13 protein-coding genes, 1 tRNA gene and 3 pseudogenes are annotated in these 16,738 nt (G+C 66.4%); 12 read left to right on the top strand and 5 right to left on the bottom strand.

All coding sequences use genetic code 11. From position 1 onward, the window contains the following. Positions 1 to 455 precede the first annotated feature (455 nt). On the bottom strand, positions 456 to 833 hold the full coding sequence (locus ABZ910_RS16305; protein ID WP_361364592.1) for a hypothetical protein: 378 nt from the start codon (positions 831 to 833) through the stop codon (positions 456 to 458). 557 nt (positions 834 to 1,390) lie between these two features. Here ABZ910_RS16305 and ABZ910_RS16300 point away from each other — a divergent pair. Continuing rightward, positions 1,391 to 2,194 carry an SAM-dependent methyltransferase gene (locus ABZ910_RS16300; RefSeq protein WP_361364590.1) on the top strand — a complete coding sequence of 268 codons (804 nt, stop codon included), beginning with the start codon at positions 1,391 to 1,393 and terminating at the stop codon, positions 2,192 to 2,194. Between the two features lie 281 nt (positions 2,195 to 2,475). On the opposite strand, the gene ABZ910_RS16295 is transcribed toward ABZ910_RS16300, so the two are convergent. Continuing rightward, complete coding sequence (locus ABZ910_RS16295; RefSeq protein ID WP_361364588.1) at positions 2,476 to 3,042, bottom strand: nucleoside deaminase; 567 nt, start codon at positions 3,040 to 3,042, stop codon at positions 2,476 to 2,478. 111 nt (positions 3,043 to 3,153) lie between these two features. Here ABZ910_RS16295 and ABZ910_RS16290 point away from each other — a divergent pair, with 111 nt between their 5' ends. The 6 genes and pseudogenes from ABZ910_RS16290 (at position 3,154) to snpA (ending at position 9,628) form a co-directional block, all read left to right on the top strand. After that, the gene (locus ABZ910_RS16290) at positions 3,154 to 4,074 is read left to right on the top strand and encodes an antibiotic biosynthesis monooxygenase (protein WP_361364585.1); all 921 of its coding nucleotides are present in this window, start codon (positions 3,154 to 3,156) and stop codon (positions 4,072 to 4,074) included. A gap of 283 nt (positions 4,075 to 4,357) precedes the next feature. Next, complete coding sequence (locus tag ABZ910_RS16285) at positions 4,358 to 5,059, top strand: type 1 glutamine amidotransferase domain-containing protein (protein ID WP_361364582.1); 702 nt, start codon at positions 4,358 to 4,360, stop codon at positions 5,057 to 5,059. A 622-nt stretch (positions 5,060 to 5,681) separates the two neighbouring features. Then, positions 5,682 to 5,894 carry a hypothetical protein gene (locus ABZ910_RS16280; RefSeq protein ID WP_361364579.1) on the top strand — a complete coding sequence of 71 codons (213 nt, stop codon included), beginning with the start codon at positions 5,682 to 5,684 and terminating at the stop codon, positions 5,892 to 5,894. A 494-nt stretch (positions 5,895 to 6,388) separates the two neighbouring features. Then, a pseudogene (locus ABZ910_RS16275) lies at positions 6,389 to 7,332 on the top strand (IS481 family transposase); the annotation flags it as partial. Between the two features lie 130 nt (positions 7,333 to 7,462). Continuing rightward, positions 7,463 to 7,816 carry a VOC family protein gene (locus tag ABZ910_RS16270; protein WP_361364577.1) on the top strand — a complete coding sequence of 118 codons (354 nt, stop codon included), beginning with the start codon at positions 7,463 to 7,465 and terminating at the stop codon, positions 7,814 to 7,816. 975 nt (positions 7,817 to 8,791) lie between these two features. Continuing rightward, positions 8,792 to 9,628 carry a snapalysin gene (gene snpA / locus ABZ910_RS16265; protein WP_361364574.1) on the top strand — a complete coding sequence of 279 codons (837 nt, stop codon included), beginning with the start codon at positions 8,792 to 8,794 and terminating at the stop codon, positions 9,626 to 9,628. A 130-nt stretch (positions 9,629 to 9,758) separates the two neighbouring features. Here snpA and ABZ910_RS16260 read toward each other — a convergent pair. Then, a pseudogene (locus ABZ910_RS16260) lies at positions 9,759 to 10,052 on the bottom strand (hypothetical protein); the annotation flags it as partial. Here ABZ910_RS16260 and ABZ910_RS16255 point away from each other — a divergent pair. Further along, positions 10,053 to 10,863 (top strand): annotated as a pseudogene (locus ABZ910_RS16255) (tyrosine-type recombinase/integrase); the annotation flags it as partial. 144 nt (positions 10,864 to 11,007) lie between these two features. On the opposite strand, the gene ABZ910_RS16250 reads toward ABZ910_RS16255, so the two are convergent. Then, a complete protein-coding gene (locus ABZ910_RS16250) occupies positions 11,008 to 11,463 on the bottom strand; it encodes a GNAT family N-acetyltransferase (RefSeq protein ID WP_361364571.1) in 456 nt (151 codons plus the stop codon). Positions 11,464 to 11,817: 354 nt separating this feature from the next. Then, positions 11,818 to 11,889 (bottom strand) — tRNA-Arg (locus tag ABZ910_RS16245). A gap of 145 nt (positions 11,890 to 12,034) precedes the next feature. On the opposite strand from ABZ910_RS16245, the gene ABZ910_RS16240 reads away from it, so the two are divergent. The 4 genes from ABZ910_RS16240 to ABZ910_RS16225 all read left to right on the top strand — a co-directional run bounded on the left by ABZ910_RS16240 (position 12,035) and on the right by ABZ910_RS16225 (position 16,737). Then, on the top strand, positions 12,035 to 12,514 hold the full coding sequence (locus ABZ910_RS16240) for a response regulator (protein ID WP_361364568.1): 480 nt from the start codon (positions 12,035 to 12,037) through the stop codon (positions 12,512 to 12,514). 197 nt (positions 12,515 to 12,711) lie between these two features. Continuing rightward, positions 12,712 to 13,692: an ArgS-related anticodon-binding protein NrtL gene (gene nrtL, locus ABZ910_RS16235; protein WP_361364565.1), complete on the top strand. Its 981-nt coding sequence runs from the start codon at positions 12,712 to 12,714 to the stop codon at positions 13,690 to 13,692. Positions 13,693 to 13,828: 136 nt separating this feature from the next. Next, on the top strand, positions 13,829 to 15,220 hold the full coding sequence (lysA, locus tag ABZ910_RS16230) for a diaminopimelate decarboxylase (protein ID WP_361364562.1): 1,392 nt from the start codon (positions 13,829 to 13,831) through the stop codon (positions 15,218 to 15,220). A gap of 224 nt (positions 15,221 to 15,444) precedes the next feature. After that, positions 15,445 to 16,737, top strand: coding sequence for a homoserine dehydrogenase (locus ABZ910_RS16225; RefSeq protein ID WP_361364559.1), 1,293 nt, complete (start codon positions 15,445 to 15,447; stop codon positions 16,735 to 16,737). Position 16,738: the final 1 nt, after the last annotated feature.

Raw genomic sequence — 16,738 nt, 5'->3', positions numbered from 1 at the left:
TTCCGCACGGCACGCGGATACGGGGCGCTTGGGCGGCCTGGCCGATCACTGTGCTGCTGCGTCGTAGGCGTGCGCCGCGCCGCCCTCAACGCCGTTCAGAGACACGGACGTCGATGAGTGCTGGGGCCGCCGCGCCGGGATCCCGGCCGGACGGGGCCGGTGAGGGCCGGGGTCAGCGAGGACCGGCCCCCGGATGGGGACTGGCCCCCTCGTGCCCGCTCAGTGCTTGCGTTGCCTGGTGGAGGGTCTCTTCGGCTACCACGCGAGCTTCCGCCACGACGTCACCGCGTTCACGCACCAGGCTCTCGTAGACCGGAAGATGATCGTTTCCGGTTGCGTCAGGTGGTGTCACAGGGCTGGTCCTTCTTGGTGTCGTACTTCCGGCCCGCCTGACCGGACCCCGAAATCCTTCGTGACCGTATGAACGATCCCGGCGGACTGCGGCCTGAATGCGATCACGCGCGGCTGAGCCGCACGGAGATCCCGTGACCGACCGCCAGGTAAATCAGGGCGGGCAGACCGTAATTGAGGACAACGCGCAGGCCCTCCGTGTCCATGGTGAAGATGTCCTGCGACCACCAGGCCAGCCAGTCGGCCATTCCGTGGACGAACTCCACGAAGACGTTGGCCTGGTTGGCGTCGAACAGGTAGAGCAGGATCCACAGCCCCAGGAAAGCGGCGGCGACGTCAGCGATCGTGTGAATGATCAGCCCTGTGCGCCGGCCAGTGTCCGGGTTCCGGTACGGCCGCGGCTGCTCGTACGGCCGCGGCTCCGGCGGAGCCTGGTCGTATGCGGGCTGGTGGTGTCCGGGGGTCGGGTCGTGATAGCTCACGGGAATCCAATCTGATGGGTCACTTTGCAGGCAGAGGTATGGCGGCGATCCTCCCGGTGTCTCGCCCAGGGGAATTCCAATCCGCGTGATGCACATGCATGCATACGTGCAGGCCGCCGCACGGGCCCGTGTAAGTCTGCGTCAAGCAGGCGCCACCGTGTTACACGCCCCCGGGACATCCCGAATATGGTCACCTATTTTGCAACTTGCACATCTGTGTGAGCGCAAGATTTATTTCGCCGACGATGCTACTCACTTCGATGACGGATGCATCTGGTAACGACCTTTGGCGGAACGCTGGTTACCTATACGAGCCGGGGCGTTCCCGGCCGGAGGCTGGGGCGAGGTACGGGGCCGGCGCCGGCGCCGGGGCTGGAGCCGTAGGAGGTTGCCGCATGGGAGGCGTTACGGGTGGGACGCCCGGACGATCACCAGCGCAAGATCGTCGCCATGGTGCGTGTGCGCGTTACCTCCGAGAGGCTGCGTTGACGAGCAACAATCAATCTAAACAGGGCAGTTGAGGATCTCGGAAGGCGGTCGTGTGTCATGCTTCGGCAATGACTGACCGAGACGACTGGGGCAGCAGACTGCAGACCGATCGACCCCACTCCGCGCGTGTGTGGGACTACCTGCTCGGCGGGAAAAACCACTACCCGGTGGACAGCGAGGCCGGCGAGCTGATCCTCCGGACCTTCCCCGAGTTCGCGGCCATCGCGCGAGTGCAAAGGCGCTTCCTGGTGCGAGTGGTGCGGTTTCTGGCGCGCGACGCCGGCATCCGCCAGTTCCTCGACATCGGAACCGGGCTGCCCACCACCGACAACACCCACGAGGTCGCCCAGGGCATCGCGCCCGAAAGCAAGATCGTCTACGTGGACAACGACCCCATCGTCCTCGCCCACGCCGACGCGTTGTTGCGCAGTACGCCAGAAGGAGAGTGCGCTTACCTCGACGCCGATGTGCGCGATCCGCAGAAGATCCTCACTCAGGCGGCTCGCACGCTGGACTTCGACCAGCCCGTCGGCCTGATGCTGCTCAACATCATGGGCCAGGTCTCGGACGAGGAGGAGCCCGAGCGGATCGTGGCCGAGCTGATCGATGCCTTGCCGCGGGGCAGCTACGTGGCCTTGAGTGACGGCACGGCTACCAGCGAACAACTCCAGGCGGCCGTCGCCGCGTACAACGCGCAGTCCGTCAATACGTACCATCTGCGCTCGCCAGAGCGCATCGGGAGCTTTCTCCAGGGGCTGCGTCTGGTCGAACCAGGCTTGGTCAGGTCCGCCGACTGGCGCCCGGACCCCGACTCCGCGGACATCACTCGCGAGCAGGGCCACGCCGCCGGGGCGGTGGGCCTGAAGGAGTAGGTGCTCCCCCAGGTCGAACTTGCAGGGCCTGGGATCTACCTGATCACGACGGATGCGGAGTGGGCGGTCATCCGGCCGCTGCTGCCGGTGCCGGACGGGGTGCACGGCTGGAGCGGCCGGGCCGACCGGAAGCGTACTGCCACCGCGCGATGCCGACCTGCACGAGAACGGTGCAGGTGTCTGCCCCTCCGCCGACCTGGTGCCCACGTAGGGGCACCTCGATTGACGAAACAGCTTGCCGTAGTGCCGCGCGTCCGCGCGTCATACCGAGTGAGTGGCCGTCAGTACGGATGGTGGTTCGGCTTGTCCTGCCACGCCTGGTAGGCCTGGGCGCCCAGCTCGGGGTACATCTGCTTGATGGTGATGTTGCGCTGGTCCGGGGGCCGCTGGAAGTCCTCGTACTGGAAGTCGTCGCTGAACCCGATCTCCTCGGTGGCCTTCCAGTCACAGCTGAAGTAGACGGCGTCGATGCGCGCCCAGTAGATGGCGCTCATGCACATGGGACAGGGCGCGCCGCTGGTGTAGATCGAGCATCCCTGGAGCATGCGGGCGCGCTCCGGCAAGATGTCCGGGGACCCGTCGGGACGAGGCACCAACTCCAGTGTGTACTCGTTCTGGTGGCCTTCCGAGACCGTCGGAGCATCCGGGTTGAGGTACTGGATCGCCTTGCGTATGGCTTCCACCTCGCCATGCGCCGTGGGGTCCGCCGTGAGCAGCACGCGGTTCTGGCCGTGAGCGATGACCTCACCGTCATAGGTGATCACCGCACCGAAAGGGCCTCCCCAGCCGTTCTCGACCGATTCGGTGGCCAGCTGCGCCGCTTCGGCCAGGTGCTCCCTGTGTCCCATCTCGGCGCCTCCGATCGAACGTTACTTTTGCGTCATATATGCCTTTTATCTACTCTAGGAGGCGTGAGTCCTCGTGCAACACCTGGCTCCCACGATGACAGCGCGACCGTCGTGATCTCCCAGAAGGTCCGTCCGGGATGTGAAGGCGACTACCGGCGCTGGCAGGAACGAACCAACGAGGTCGCAGGCGAATTCGACGGGTTCGAGGGCGCGGAGCAGTACCCTCCGGCCTCCGCCGGGGGAAACGAGTGGGTCGTTGTCTTTCGCTTCTCTCATCTGGATCAGCTGACCGCGTGGCTGGGCTCCGATACGCGCCGTGAACTCCTGGAGCAGGGACGCGATCTGTTCGAGGAAGCCCCCACACAGGAAGTCCTCGCGGGTGGCACTCCGGTCCGTGAAGCCGTCACCGCGGTGATCTCGCACGACGTGCGCCCGGACCAGGAGCGGGCGTTCGTCAGCTGGCAGGAGAAGATCCTGACAGCTCAACGCAGGTTCCCCGGCTTCATGGGCTCGGAGTTGTTCCGGCCCGTGAAGGGGGTCCAGGACAGGTGGGTCACCGTCTTCCGCTTCGACACCCGCCAACACCTGGACAGTTGGCTCGAATCTGCCACTCGTCGAAAGCTCCTCGACGAAGGGCGAGACGCCTTCGTGTCCTACGACGTGCGCAAGGTCGGATCCGCTTTCGGCAGTTGGTTCCGCTTCGAGCAGGGTACGGAAGAGGGTGCTCCGCCCAACTGGAAGCAGGCCATGTCCGTGGTGCTGGCCCTCTATCCCACCGTCGAGATCCTCAACCTTGTGGTGGGTCCCCAACTCGATGCGCTCGGCCTGCCCGGATATCTCGCCTTGTTCATCTCGAATGTGCTGAGCGTGAGCATCCTGACATGGCTGCTGATGCCGTTGGTGAACAGAGCCCTCGCCTTCTGGCTGGTGCCCAGCCACGCGCGATCCCTCCGCATCGACGTGGCAGGTGCCGCCGTGGTGGCGATCTGCTGGCTGGCGTTCATCGTGATCTTCGGCCTGATCACCGGCTGACAGCCGGCGCCCCGGGAGATTGCCCTTGCTGCCTGACCGTGCGATCCCGGTGCCGTCAGGCTGGGGGCTTCCGCTATTGCCGGGACTCGCCTTTGCCGTGCCAAAACGATCGGTCTACGGTTGATTTCGGGATCTCCCTGACGCCAACCCCCGGTCAAAATGGGAGCGGGGTTCAGCGAGCGACCTCGCTCTGACCGCGGAACGAAGTTCAAATGCCAAGGCTCTCTACAGGTCAAGGCATCGTTCGGTAGGTGAACAAACGACTGGAGCGAGAGAAGAGATCATGGCAGCGACGAAGAAGATCCTGGTCATCGTCACCAACACCGGCGAGTACGACAAAGTCGGCATGCGTACGGGGCTGTGGCTGGGGGAGCTGACTCACTTCTGGGATGTGGCTGCGGAGGGTGGCTACACGATGGACATCGCCAGCCCTCAGGGCGGCAAGATCCCACTGGATCCCGAGAGTCTTTCCCATGAGGTCCTGGCGGAACTCGGCACCGACAAGCGGTACCGCGACCGAGCGTTCATGGACCTCTTGGAAGACACCCGGAAAATTTCCAACGTGCATCTCGACGACTACGACGCGATCTACCTCACAGGTGGCCACGGAGTGATGTTCGACTTCCCGCAGACCCCCGAACTGGAAGAACTGATGGCCCGGTTCTATGAATCGGGACGCGTCGTGTCGACGGTCTGCCACGGAGGCACTGGTCTGCTCAACGTCGTCCTGAGCAACGGCGATCCCCTGGTGAAGGGAAAGAAGGTCACGGGCTTCTCCTGGCCCGAAGAGGAACTGGCGAACCGTGCAGACGCCGTCCCCTACAACCTGCAGGAGAGGCTGAAGGAACTCGGAGCTGACTACAGCACGGCCGACGAGCCCTTCGAGTCGTACGTGGTCGAGGACGGCCGACTGATCACGGGCCAGAACCCCGGTAGCGCCAGGGGAGTGGCACAGGCGGTACTGAAGCATCTGAGCGCGGCGTGAGCGGGGCGGCGCGACGGCCTTCTTGGCCGAGCGGCCTGCAGGTGGCGGCTTCTCTCGTCAACGGTTGATGCCGAAAGGGCCGGCTGCTGGTCTCGGCGAGGCGCTGAACGTCGCTCAACCCCGGACCTGCTGTAGAGCCTCACGGGAACGCTCGGTGCTGCAGGGTGTGTCGGAGGTGTGTCGCAGAGGAGGGACGATGACGCCCAGATGCTTTCGCCGGGGTATCACGAGTCATGGCGCGTTGAGGCCTACATCCAGACTGGTCTACGTGATGTAAGTTCAGCCCGTGCCGCGTACGAGCGAGCAAATAAACTCGCCCCGGAATCGGCCACATTGTGCTATCTGTACGGTCTTTCCTTGTGAACGAAGGAGTGGACCTTAACTTGGGGCTAAAGCTCCTACAGAAGGCAGCCAAGCTCGCTCAAGTTCCACCGGCAGTGGTAAATGAGATCGCATGGGCTCATATTCAGCTGGGTGATTTCGAGGCAGCGCTCACCAGTGCATCACACGCTGTTACGCTGAAACCAGACTCGCACGAGGGGGCAGTGGTGATGGCCATGGGCATGCGGGCGGGTGTCTACGAAGCAGAGAACAGGATTGCGAATGCCCATTCGAATCCTCCGTGGAGATAATTGAGACGGCGGCGAATCTCGCAGATTCTGGCCGGAACGAGATGTTGGTCGGCGAGCCGGCAGATCGAGCGGTGCAGTTGATTGATGTGAGCGAGCGCCTGCTCCGGCGTGTGGGCGACGACTTTCTAACTGGAAATCTCGAAAACTTCTCGGCTCGGCTTAAAGACCGGTTGCGATCAATTGATCCAAAGCTCATGGAGTGAAGAGCGGGGATGGTTACGCGAGTCCTTCAAGAGAAGTTGTACGAATTTACGCGATCCTGGGGGAGGGACTACTTCTTTCATGTCAATGAATTGTTGGATGAAGTGGAGTGGCCCTACCTTGAACCCGGTGCCTCCATCGCCTTTTATCCTGACGAAGGACAGAAGGGGCCGCGAGCCATAGCTGTGCGCTGGCTAGGCTGAGGAACGGGAAGGCGTGTACGGAAGGATCCCCAGGTAGCCAGAATGGATCTGGGGATCCGCAGGCGAAGTCGCAAGTCGCCTATACTAATCGGCTCGTAGATCCCTCAGCGAACAACCGGTCGTACGCTGCCTTAATCAGGTAGGGAAAGTTACGCCCTCTGCTGTTTACCTCTCGTGTCCTACTTCGCTTGATGCATGACGCGTTGACGTCACTTGATGCTTGACGGTTCCGTCCTCGGTTTGCTGTCTGCGACTGCTGTCGTGGAGGCGGGGCGAGGCCGGTGTTAGTGGAGCTGAGCGTGGTCGAGCAGCGGTATCACGCGGTCATGGAAGTGGCTGCTGGAGCATCGAAGACGGAGGTCGCGGCCCGGTATGGGGTCTCGCGTCAGTCGGTGCACTCCTGGGTGCGCCGCTATGAGGAGGGCGGTCTGGCGGGGCTGTCGGACCGGTCGCACCGGCCCAGATCGCATCCGTGGCAGATGCCGGCCGGGGGGAGGCGGTGGTGCTGGAGCTGCGCAGGTTGCATCCCCGGTGGGGTCAGCGCCGGTTGCGTCATGGGCTTGGGCGGCGTGGGGTGGAGCCGGTGCCGTCGGAGGCGTCGGTGTATCGGATCCTGGTGCGCCATCAGCTGATCGTGCCGGTCAAGCGGCGCAGACGCCGGGAGGATTACCTACGGTGGGAGCGGCCGGGGCCGATGCAGTTGTGGCAGCTGGATGTGATGGGCGGGTTCTGGCTGGCCGCCGGGCGTGAGCTGAAGCTGGTGACCGGGGTGGACGACCACTCCCGGTTCTGTGTGATCGCCTCGGTGGTGGAGCGGGCGACCGGTCGGGCGGTATGCGCGGCCTCCGCTGCCGCGTTGATGGCCTTCGGCTACCCGGAGGAGGTGCTGACCGACAACGGGAAGCAGTTCACCGGCCGGTTCGGGACGCCGGGTCCGTCGACTGAGGTGTTATTCGACCGGATCTGCCGGCTGAACGGCATCAAGCACCGGCTGACCAAGCCCAGATCGCCGACGACCATGGGCAAGATCGAGCGGTTCCATCAGTCGTTGCGGCGTGAACTCCTCGGCGACCACGGTCCGTTCGCCGACCGGGAGGCGGCGCAGGCGGTCGTCGACGGCTGGCGCGAGGACTACAACACCATACGTCCGCACCAGTCGCTGGACATGGCAGCGCCCGCGAGCCGGTTCCGTCCTGCTGCGGCCGATGGGCTTGAGCTGCGGCTTCCGGCTCAGCTGACCAGCCTGACGGCTGCCGACGGGCAGAGGCAACTGATGGTTGGCGCCTTGCCTAGGCTTGGCTGTGCGCGTCTGGCAGGCCCGTGCGCGGTGCCATCAACATCGACGGTGCGCATGCGAGCATCGGGGCATGCTCTCAGGCGCACACGTGATCCTCTACTCCCAGGATGCTGAGGCCGACCGGGCCTTTATCAAGGACGTCCTCGGCTTCGCCCACGTTGATGCGGGTCATGGCTGGCTGATCTTCAAGCTGCCGCCCGCCGAGGTCGCCGTGCACCCCACCGATGGCGCGCCGAAGCACGAGTTCTACCTGATGTGCGACGACCTGGACGCCGTATGCGCCCAGCTCGCAGAGCGCGGCGCGGAGCTCACCGGCGAGGTGACCGAGGAGCGGTGGGGACGCCTCACCGCCGTACGCCTCCCCAGCGGCAGTGAACTGCCCCTGTACCAGCCGTTGCACCCCGTCGCGCACAGCCTCGACTGAACCTCCGCCACCACGCCGTCACCATCGGGACTGCGCCGGTCTCTCCGTCTTGCGCCAGGTGGACACCTCGCGCACCCTGGGCCAGTCCACCTCCTACTGCAGTCCGTTACTGAACGTTCACTGGCTGAACGCGCAACCATTGCCGTACGCCAGAACCGGGTCTGATCAACCGAGGTTCGCTCCTTCTGTGGCGCCACTGAACGTGATGTCGGCGGACCTTGCAGTTAAGCCCACGTCCGGAGAACTTTCGGCGTCCGCCATCAAGCTCGGCGGTTAGCGGCCTTCGGTCGTCCTGCCCACTCCCGGGCACGCGCCTCGTTCGTGTGGCTGGCGACAGCCTGGCCCTATAGTCCCGACGCCACTGGGTGCGGCGGACCCGCTGCTGGAGGCGAGCGAGGAACCGACCGCCTCTTCCTGTGCCTGTCGCCGTGCCGCACGGCGGGCCCGGCTTCCGTTCTGATCAGGACTGGGCGGTGGTGACCCAGTGGTGAGGGGCTCTGCCCTGCGCCGAGGGTGACTCCCTGGGGAGGGCGACTCGGGGTCAGTGGGGCGCAAAAGGCAATTAGTTCGTGACGTCAGTCACAGCGCTCCGCGAATCAACCGGTGCACTTAGTAGACGGGTCATTGTGTATATCTAGGCATTTGTCCGTATTGACCTGAATGTGAATCCTGCGGTGTGTGTCGGAATTCCGCCCGGCCGACCGGCATACCCATTGCCCCCCGTTGTAAGGCTTCTGACGCTGCGACAGTTATTCCTCGTGTCGCTGTGTGGGGACTGGAGGCCCGCGCACGGCCCTGGCGAGGTTCTGAGATCTACGAAGCGACGTAGTGGTGGGACCCATTGCGTGCCCTGTCGAGCCGTTCTAAGAATGTCGACCCACAGGACGTCGCTGCAGTTCGGAACCGGTGTTCACGCCGAGTCGACCGCGCGCTGCGGCGCTCGGCGCCACCGAGTGAGCAGGAGCCCCCCACCACATGAAGTCGTCCCGAATGTCCCCGAGATTCCTCGCCCTCGCTCTCGGCCTGAGTCTGGCCTCCAGCGCGCTGGCCGTGGCGGTGCCGGCGAGCGCCCAGCCGGCCGCCACCCCCTCCGATTCCGCCGATACCTCCGTGGCGGCGTACGACGGGTCGGCTGAGGAGGCCGCGAACAACAAGGCGTTCTTCGAGGCTGTGCTCAAGTCGGTCGCCGAGAAGAGCGCCGCCCAACCCAGCGGGCAGGCGGTGACCCTCCACTACGACGCCTCCAAGGCCCCGAGCTTCCGTTCGCAGATATCGAGCGCGGCCGAGATCTGGAACAGCTCCGAGTCCAACGTCAAGATCAAGGAGGCTTCGAGCGGTTCGAGCAGCGCCGACTTCTCCTACTCCGAGGGCAACGACCCCCGCGGGTCCCACGCCTCCACCGACCGCCTCGGAAGCGGCCAGATCTTCCTCGACTACACCCAGATCCAGCAGAATGACTCGATCCGCGTCGTCACCCACGAGACCGGGCACGTCTTGGGCCTGCCGGACGACTACAGCGGGCCGTGCAGTGAGCTGATGTCGGGCGGTGGCCCCGGCCCGTCCTGCACCCTCCGTTACCCGAATGCCACCGAGCGCGCGCGTGTCGACGAGCTGTGGGCCAGCGGAGGCGGGCAGGCCCCGGGCACGGGGAACCAGTCTGCTGGCGGCTCGAGTGCTGCACCGTCGGCACCGTCCGTGGCTCCGGGCACGGGGAACCCGTCCGCCGGCGGCCCGAGCGCTGCATGGCCGGTACGGCCCGTGGGGCCGGGTCACGGTCCGTGGCGTCCGCACCACCGCCCGCTCTGGAACTGACCGCGTTCCCACTCATCGCGCGCCCAGGCGTGAGGTCGGGTGGGAACTCACTAGTCGATCTTGATGATCGCCTGGCAGAGGATCGTCTGGGGCAGGCGTCAAGCATCACCCGACGCCGACCCGTCAACCATCAACTGAGACTCGACACGGTCGCGTGGGGCTTGAAGTCGTATGCGCAGGCTGGGAGTTCGATGCCCTGACGGTGTGCGAGTGGGAGGAAGAGCACCGGGCGGATCGTCCATGTGATGCGGGTGCTGGCCTGGGTTACGGTCACCGTGCAGTGCTCGGCGCGCAGTAGGGCTTGTCGCGTCCTGACGCGCCCCTCATGGAGCCACTCCCACGCCTCGTCGGACGCGTCCGGGTCCAGCGCCGGGCTGATCGTCCGGAGTGCGACCACGACCCATCGGTCAGCCTGGGGTGCTGTGCCGCGGAAACCGTACGTCGCAAGCGGCGCACGCTGGTCAACGCCATGCACTACGCCGTCGACCTCGGAGAGTTCAAAGAGAACCCGATCGCCGCTATCCGCTGGAAGAAACCGAAGGTGGCTGGGGAAGTCGATCCCCGAGTTGTAGCCAACCCTGAGCAGGCTCGCTCTCTGCTGACTGCTGTCTCGTACGTCGGTGGCTATGGTCGGGCGCGTGGCCGTCGACTCGTCGGCCTGTTCGCCTGCATGTACTACGGGGCCTTTCGTCCCGCTGAGGTTGTCGGGCTGACCAGAGCAGACCTGAAGCTTCCTGAGGTCGGCTGGGGAACAGCGCTACTGAATCGGACTCGTCCCAGTCGGCAAGCAGTGGACAGATTCCGGCGAGACCCACGACGACCGAGGTCTCAAGAACCGGCCGGCCGAAGAGGTCCGGCTCGTACCTATCCCGCCCCAGCTCGTCACCATCCTTCGGCAGCACCTCGATACGTTCGGCACCGCTGAGGACGGGCGGCTGTTCACCAACGAGCGCGGGGGAGTGGTCGGCTCCTCGACGTACTACCGCGTGTGGCAGGAAGCCCGTGCGCTGGCGCTTCCTCCGGCTGCGGTCGCCTCTGTGGTCGCTGCCCGTCCGTACGACCTCCGGCACTCGGCGCTGTCGACGTGGCTCAACTCGGGAGTGGACCCGACCGAGGTGGCCGAACGCGCAGGCAACAGTGTTGAGGTGCTGCTGGGCCGCTATGCCAAGTGCCTCGATGGACGGCAAGAGATCGCCAACCGCAAGATCGAAGAGTTGCTGCGCGAATACGAGTGATCACGCGCGTCTGGCGTCAGCCCCCAGCCTGAATGGGCCGGGGCTTCGTCGTGCCTCAGCCGCGTGTCATCGGCCGTTGGTTGCTCGTCGCACCTGCCGCGTCGCGTTCCGTTTCACCGAGGGACGATCGCTTTCCGTATGAGCTCACTGGGTGGGGAAGGTGAGCCGCAGAACGATCTCGCCGTCGTCGATCTCCCCGGTGGGCTCGAACCCGAACTTCTGGTAGAAGGGCCACGGTTCGCCGTCGCCGGGATCGTAGCTGGTCAGCAGCTCGGTAGCGCCGTCCGCGCGAACCAGGGCGGTGATCTGCGTGAGCGTCTCTCGGCCGATCCCTCGCCTTTGGTGCCGCTTGTCGACGAGGAGGCGCCAGATGAAGTGCCGCCCTTTGTAAGGACCAGCCGGCGGCTTCCATGACAGCATCACGAAGCCGACTGGCTCGTCCCCGCGGTACACGGCGCGGTACCAGGGATTGGCCTCCGGTTTCTTTGCCGCCTCCTTGAGCGACTTGGACACAGAGGCGACGAACTGCTTCTGGTCACGTCGGACGCGGAGGGCACGAACGGCATCCCGGTTGTCGTCGGTGATCTCCCGCAGGTGCACGCCTGGGGACCTCATGCCACACCCCTTCCTGCATCCGACAGCTGCACCATCCGGGCCGACGTGAAGCGCCGTCGCCGCGCGGCAGTCCGTTGTGTCTACGCAATCACGGACGTCAGGTTGGCCGTCTTCGCAGCGTATTCGACGCAGCGGATCTGGAGCGGGACTGGCACGCCGGGCTGTGCCCGCGTCCGAGGCGGCTGCTTTGACCTGGGCAGACGCCCCAAGATCCTGTCCACGAATAGTCCACAGGCCCCGACACACGCCCGCTTCGGGCGGCACACGCCTGCACATACGCGAAGACCCCGGCCTCAGCGTTTCCGCTGGTGACGGGGTCTTTGGGCACCTCATAGTGGGTGCCCCCGGCAGGATTCGAACCTGCGCACACGGCTCCGGAGGCCGTTGCTCTATCCCCTGAGCTACGGGGGCGGGTCGGACGCTGAGCTGCTTGCTCGCGGCGACGGGTAGAACACTACCAGCTCTGTCGGTGTGTTCATGAACGGGTTTTGGTGGGTGGGAAGGGGGTGGGTCGCTCGGGCGGGTGGAAGTGGGGAAAAGCCGGACGCGGTGGCCGGTGCGGACCTACTCTCGAGTTGTGTCAGGCGCGTCGGGTCGGGTGCTTGTTGTGGACGACAGCAAGGTCATCCGGCAGCTGATCAGGGTCAACCTCGAGCTGGAGGGTCTCGAGGTCGTGACCGCGGCCGATGGTGCCGAGTGCCTTGAGGTTGTTCACCAGGTGCGGCCCGATGCCGTGACGCTGGATGTCGTCATGCCTCGGTTGGACGGGTTGCGGACCGCGGCCACGTTGCGGGGCGACCCGCGTACTCGCGATCTTCCCCTCGCCATTGTCAGTGCCTGCACGCCGTACGAGATCGAGAGCGGACTCGACGTCGGTGTCGACGCCTTTCTTGCCAAGCCGTTCGAGCCGGGCGAGCTGGTGCGGGTCGTACGGCACCTGCTCGACCGCGGACGTGTCGAGCACGGGCGTGACGACCTTGATCGGCGTCTCGGTGGTGACAGTTGTGACCTTGGTGGGGCCGAGCTCTCGGCCTAGCGAGCTGCGCCGACCAGCGGACCGTCAGCACACCGCCAAGTCGGCCGATCGCAACACTGCCAAGTCGACCGCCCGCAACACCGCCAACTCGACCGCCCGCACACCATCGGCAAGTCACCAGTAGGCGCCAGTAGATCAATGGGCCTCTTGTGAAACCTGCTCGCGTTACCTCCCCCTCCCTCCCATACGCTTGTCCCGTGACCCCCGTCGAGCTCTCGCGTACCGTGCTCCGCGCGGTGCGTCGTGCTGTCGATGCGGGGGAGCTGGACGTGAGCGTGCCCGAGCGGGTTCTGGTGACCGTGCCGGGGCCCGGAGGGTGTGGGGACTACGCCACCAACGTCGCGCTGCAGCTCGCCCGGCCGGCCGGGCAGCCGCCCCTCCGGGTGGCCGAGGTGCTGCGGACCTACCTCGTCGGCGCGGACGGAGTCGGTGACGTCGTCGTCACCGGGCCAGGGTTTCTCAACATCAGCCTGCGCGGCGATGCCGCACCCGTTGCCGCCCTTGTGCGGGAGATCCGGGAGCGGGGGGCGTCGTACGGGCATGGGGACGCGTTGGCCGGCGAGGTCGTCGTGCTGCGTGTGCCGTACGACGTCCGGGCCGAGGTTGTCGCTGATGCGCTGGGGCGGATCATCGCCAGCCAGGGCGGGAGGGTCGAGGTCGGGCACGAGGAGCCCGTCAATCTGCGGCCCGTGCCTGCCCCGGAGGACCCCGCTCCGCTCGGCGCCGATGCCGAGCGCTGGGCGCTGCTTCACCCCGCCCTGCACGACCGGCCCCGGATCACCGCCGATCATCTCGTCCAGCGCGAGGGCAACCCCCTCTTCCGCGTCCGGTACGCCCACGCCCGTACCCGGGCCGTCACCCGCAACGCCGACCGCCTCGGCTTCACCGCCACCCCCGGTGAGGTGGGTGACGTGGAGTACGGGGTGCTTGTCGGCGTACTTACCGATCACCCCCGTGTCCTCACCGCCGCCGCCCACCGCCGTGCCCCCGACCGGCTCGCCCGGCACCTCGTCACCGTCGCCGATGCCGCGCTGCCCTTCCTGCTCACCGTGCTTCCGCAGGGCGAGGAGAAACCCTCGGCCGCCCACCGTGCCCGGCTCGCCCTCGCCGAAGCCGCCGGGACGGTGCTGGCCGGCGGCCTGTCCCTGCTCGGCATCGACGCACCCGATCACCTCTGAGAGCCCCGAGAGAGTTCCCGACCGCTCGATCACCTCACATCTCGACTCCCCGGCCCGAGAGCAGGGGAGCAGTGGGGAGCAACGAGAGCCCCCGAGAGCTCCAGAGACAGACTGAGAGATCCAGAGAGCCACCGTCATGAGCCGTTCCGCACATCCCGCCGGGCCCCGCTACGCCGACGTCCTCCCCGAGGGCCACTACCACGCCCCGCCCGCCGACCTCAACGCCCTCGAGCCCAAGGTGTGGGCCCAGACCGTCCGTCGTAACGCCGACGGGGTCGTCACCGTCGGGGGGATCGACGTCACGCAGATCGCCGAGGAGTTCGGTACGCCGGCCTATGTCCTCGACGAGGCCGACTTCCGGGCCCGGGCGCGGGCCTGGCGTACCGCCTTCGGCAGCGACGCCGACGTCTTCTACGCCGGCAAGGCCTTCCTGTCGCGTGCGGTCGTGCGGTGGCTGCATGAGGAGGGGCTCAACCTCGACGTCTGCTCCGGCGGCGAGCTCGTCACCGCCCTCTCCGCCGGGATGCCCGCCGAGCGCATCGCCTTCCACGGCAACAACAAGTCGGAGGAGGAGATCCGCCGGGCCGTCGAGGCCGGCGTCGGGCGGATCGTGCTCGACTCCTTCCAGGAGATCGTGCGGGTCGCGCACATCGCCCAGGCCCTCGGCAAGCGGCAGCGGGTGCAGATCCGTATCACCGTCGGTGTGGAGGCGCACACGCACGAGTTCATCGCCACCGCCCACGAGGACCAGAAGTTCGGGATTCCGCTCGCCGGGGGGCAGGCCGCCGAGGCCGTGCGGCGTGCCCTTCAGCTCGACGGGCTGGAGCTGATCGGGATCCACTCCCACATCGGGTCGCAGATCTTCGACATGTCCGGCTTCGAAGTCGCCGCCCACCGGGTGGTCGGGCTGCTGAAGGACATCCGTGACGAGCACGGGGTCGAGTTGCCCGAGATCGACCTCGGGGGTGGGCTCGGGATCGCCTACACCAGTGACGACGATCCGCGTGAGCCCCATGAGATCGCGAAGGCTCTGACGGAGATCGTCGGCCGTGAGTGCGAGGCGGCGAGGCTGCGGACTCCTCGTATCTCGGTCGAGCCCGGCCGGGCCATCGTCGGGCCCACCGCCTTCACGCTCTACGAGGTCGGCACCATCAAGCCCCTCGACGGGCTGCGGACGTACGTCTCCGTCGACGGCGGCATGTCCGACAACATCCGCACCGCGCTGTACGACGCCGAGTACAGCGTCGCCCTCGTCTCCCGCGCCTCCGACGCCGAGCCGATGCTCGCCCGTGTCGTCGGCAAGCACTGCGAGAGCGGCGACATCGTCGTCCGGGACGCCTTCCTGCCCGCCGATCTGGCACCGGGTGACCTCATCGCGGTGCCGGCCACCGGCGCGTACTGCCGGTCCATGGCCAGCAACTACAACCATGTGCTCCGGCCGCCCGTCGTCGCCGTGAACGACGGTGAGGCCCGGGTCATCGTCCGACGGGAGACCGAGGAGGACCTGCTCCGGCTCGATGTCGGATGACGTCGGACGAGGTCGCCGGATGACGTCGCAAGGACGATGTCGTCCGACGTTGCACGACCACGTCGGACGACGTCTGCGACAGCAGTACCGGGGGGCCGGAGGATTTCCTGTCTTTCGGTCCCCGTTCTATGAAATAGATGTCTCACGATCCGGACCAAGGGCAGAAATCCCCATCCGGTGAGTGAGACTGGTCCAACCGTGACGGTATGAGGAAACGAGGTCGCATGATGCGTACGCGTCCGCTGAAGGTGGCGCTGCTGGGCTGTGGTGTTGTCGGCTCAGAGGTGACGCGCATCATGACGACGCACGCCGACGACCTCGCCGCGAGGATCGGCGCCCCCGTGGAGCTCGCGGGGGTGGCCGTACGGCGGCCCTCCAAGGTCCGGGAAGGCGTTCCCGCCGAGCTCGTCACCACCGACGCCACCGCCCTCGTCAAGCGTGGCGACATCGACGTCGTCGTCGAGGTCATCGGGGGGATCGAGCCCGCCCGTACGCTCATCACCACCGCCCTCGAACACGGCGCCTCGGTCGTCTCGGCGAACAAGGCGCTCCTCGCCCAGGACGGTGCAGCCCTGCACGCCGCGGCCGAGGAGAACGGCGGGGACCTCTACTACGAGGCCGCCGTCGCCGGTGCCATCCCGCTGATCCGGCCGCTGCGCGAGTCCCTCGCCGGTGACAAGGTCAACCGGGTGCTCGGCATCGTCAACGGCACCACCAACTTCATCCTCGACAAGATGGATTCGACGGGGGCGGGGTATCAGGAGGCCCTCGACGAGGCCAGCGCGCTCGGGTATGCGGAGGCCGATCCGACCGCCGACGTCGAGGGCTTCGACGCCGCCGCCAAGGCGGCCATCCTCGCCGGGATCGCCTTCCACACGCGCGTGCGTCTCGACGACGTCTACCGCGAGGGCATGAGCGAGGTCACCGCCGCCGACTTCGTCTCGGCGAAGAACATGGGCTGCACCATCAAGCTGCTCGCCATCTGCGAACGGGCGGCGGACGGGGGGTCCGTCACCGCGCGCGTGCACCCCGCCATGATTCCGCTGACCCACCCGCTTGCCTCCGTGCGCGGTGCGTACAACGCCGTGTTCGTGGAGTCGGACGCCGCAGGGCAGTTGATGTTCTACGGACCCGGTGCGGGCGGCGCGCCCACCGCCTCCGCCGTGCTCGGCGATCTCGTCGCCGTCTGCCGCAACCGGCTCAACGGCGCCACCGGGCCCGGTGAGTCGGCGTACGCCGCGCTGCCCGTCTCGCCCATGGGGGACGTCGTCACGCGCTATCACATCAGCCTCGACGTCGCCGACAAACCGGGCGTTCTCGCCCAGGTGGCGACCGTGTTCGCCGAGCACGGGGTGTCGATCGATACGGTTCGGCAGCAGGGCAAGGACGGCGAGGCGTCCCTCGTCGTCGTCACCCACCGAGCCTCCGACGCCTTCCTGTCCGGGACCGTCGAGGCGCTGCGCAAGCTCGACACCGTGCGGGGTGTCGCCAGCATCATGCGGGTTGAAGGGGAGTAAC

Source organism: Streptomyces sp. NPDC046805, assembly GCF_040645355.1.
Lineage (GTDB): Bacteria > Actinomycetota > Actinomycetes > Streptomycetales > Streptomycetaceae > Streptomyces.
The sequence above is the reverse complement of the archived record's forward strand: the minus strand, read 5'-3'. Positions and strand labels throughout refer to the sequence as shown.